Raw genomic sequence first — 1,965 nt, forward strand, 5'->3', positions numbered from 1 at the left:
CCAAAAAGGCCCCCCGACGATTTGACGTTTTTTGCACCCTGCCATCCTTTGGCCCCATTTTCCAGGAAAAAACTCGCTTTCACCCTTACCGGGCTCGGCCCTGACCCAATGGCCCGGCTTGGCCCATGCACAGAGTTCCAGCGTCACCGTCTACGGTGTCATCGACATGAGCCTGGTCTACACCAGCAGGTCGGCCCCAATAACAGCAGCCGCATGAGCCTCGATTCGGGCGATGCCATGGCCTCGCGCATCGGCGTGCGCGGCAAGGAAGAGCTGGGTGGCGGCCTGGCTGCCGTGTTCCAGCTGGAAAACGGTTTTTGCCGCCGACGATGGCGCCATGAGTACGCCCGGCACGCTGTTCGACCGCAAGTCGGTGGTGGGCTTGAGCGGACGCTACGGCACGCTCACCCTCGGTCGCCAGACCGACTACCTGGAAGAGATCGGCCTGCAATACAGCTCCTTCCAGATCTTCGGTGGCGGCGGCGTGCGTGCCGGCCACTTCAATAGCCTGGATCGCCTCACCGGCGCGCGCACCAGCAATTCGTTGCGCTTCGATACGGCCGAGGTGAATGGCTTCATGGGCAGCCTGTTCTATGGTTTTGGTGAAGTGGCCGGTCAGACTTCTGCCGGTCAAGCCTTCGGTGTCGGCGCCAACTACCGCAACGGCAACGCCGGCATCGGTGCCGCCTACTACCAGAGCAAGCTGGCCGCCGACGCCTTGCCGGCACACGCCGGGGATAGCGATCTGAAGACCTTCACCCTCGGCACCAGCTACCAGGCCGGTCCGGCCAAGCTGTTTGCGGCCTGGTCGCAGGTACGTCGCCCGACCCAGCAGCCCTTGGCCGCCACCGGTCTGGTGGCCATCACCAGCGCCACCCGCGCCAATGTGTTCGATGTCGGGGTGGATTACGCGCTCGATGCCAAGCTGCACCTGTTGGCCAGCGTCATCCATGATCGCGCCGATCTGGCCCGCAGCGGCAGCGGCGCCACCCGTGGCCATACCACCCAGTTCAATCTGGGCGTGGATTACTTCCTCAGCAAGCGCACCGATGTGTATGCCATGGCCAGCCGTCAGGCCGCCAGCGAGGTGATCAATCCGGGCGTCATCAGCGCGGCCTATTCGTCGGCACCAGCCGATGACAGCAGCCAGAACGTCTTGCGTATCGGCGTGCGTCACAAGTTCTGAGTCCATCAGTCGAGCCTGATCGAGGCCCGCACGCGCGCATTGAGCTGGTCCACCAGCCACAGCAGGCTGCCTCGCACGAAGCCATGCAGGCGCGCCTGATGGCTGCGGTAGAGCATGACGTGGCTCAACTGGGCCAGCTTGCCGCGCAAGGTCACGCCCTTGAACAGGCCGAACTTGCCCAGAGAGCCGAAGGCATCGTAGTCGCCCAGCGACACCAGGGCGCCGAAGTCGCGATACTGGAAGTCGGGGATCGGGGTGCCCTGGGTCAAGCGCGCCGGCAAGTGCCGAATCAGGTGCTGCGCTTGCTGATGCGCCACCTGGGCCGTGGGTGGCAAGGGGCGCTCGCTGCCCGGCAGGCACAGGCTGGCGCAATCGCCGATGGCATAGATGCGTTCATCGCGCGTGCAATGCAAGGTCGGCGTGACCACCAACTGGTTGCCGCGACTGCTCTCCAGTCCATCCAGGTCTTGCAGGAAGTCGGGCGCCTTCACGCCCGCTGCCCAAACCTTCAGGGTGGCGGGTACTTCGCCTCCCTCACCCAGGATGAAAGCCGCTTCGGTGGCGGCACTGACCCGCGTGCCTGTCATAACCTTCACACCCAGCGATTCCAGGCGACTGCGAGTGGCCGCGGCGATGTCTTCGGGGAAGGCCGCCAGCAGGCGGGCGCCGTTTTCGATGAGGGTGATCGATAGGCGGTCGTTGAGGGTGTTGGCACCGTAACCGACCGCAGACTCGACCAGTTGTACCAGCTCGGCCGCCAGTTCAACGCCGGTCGCGCC

General features: G+C 64.7%; 3 protein-coding genes. 1 reads left to right on the plus strand and 2 read right to left on the minus strand.

The window, feature by feature from the left end; genetic code table 11:
* Window positions 1-177: 177 nt before the first annotated feature.
* On the minus strand, window positions 178-339 hold the full coding sequence (locus I5W_RS33015; protein ID WP_252716839.1) for a hypothetical protein: 162 nt from the start codon (window positions 337-339) through the stop codon (window positions 178-180).
* Here I5W_RS33015 and I5W_RS00915 point away from each other — a divergent pair.
* Window positions 338-1,186 carry a porin gene (locus I5W_RS00915; RefSeq protein WP_252716840.1) on the plus strand — a complete coding sequence of 283 codons (849 nt, stop codon included), beginning with the start codon at window positions 338-340 and terminating at the stop codon, window positions 1,184-1,186. The two genes, I5W_RS33015 and I5W_RS00915, sit on opposite strands and share 2 nt — an antisense overlap.
* A gap of 5 nt (window positions 1,187-1,191) precedes the next feature.
* Here the strand turns inward: I5W_RS00915 and I5W_RS00920 are convergent.
* Window positions 1,192-1,965, minus strand: a 774-nt coding sequence (locus tag I5W_RS00920) for an NAD(P)/FAD-dependent oxidoreductase (RefSeq protein WP_044527842.1), incomplete at its 5' end; no start/stop codon positions are given.

Origin of the sequence: Herbaspirillum sp. B65 (genome assembly GCF_000333555.1) — a bacterium.
Classification (GTDB): Bacteria; Pseudomonadota; Gammaproteobacteria; order Burkholderiales; family Burkholderiaceae_D; genus Herbaspirillum; species Herbaspirillum rubrisubalbicans.

What these genes read in the sequence shown, in the direction of transcription:
- I5W_RS00915 (WP_252716840.1), top strand. Translation starts at nt 338, where the DNA reads ATGAGTACGCCCGGCACGCTGTTCGACCGCAAGTCGGTGGTGGGCTTG.
- I5W_RS33015 (WP_252716839.1), bottom strand. Translation starts at nt 339, where the DNA reads ATGGCGCCATCGTCGGCGGCAAAAACCGTTTTCCAGCTGGAACACGGC.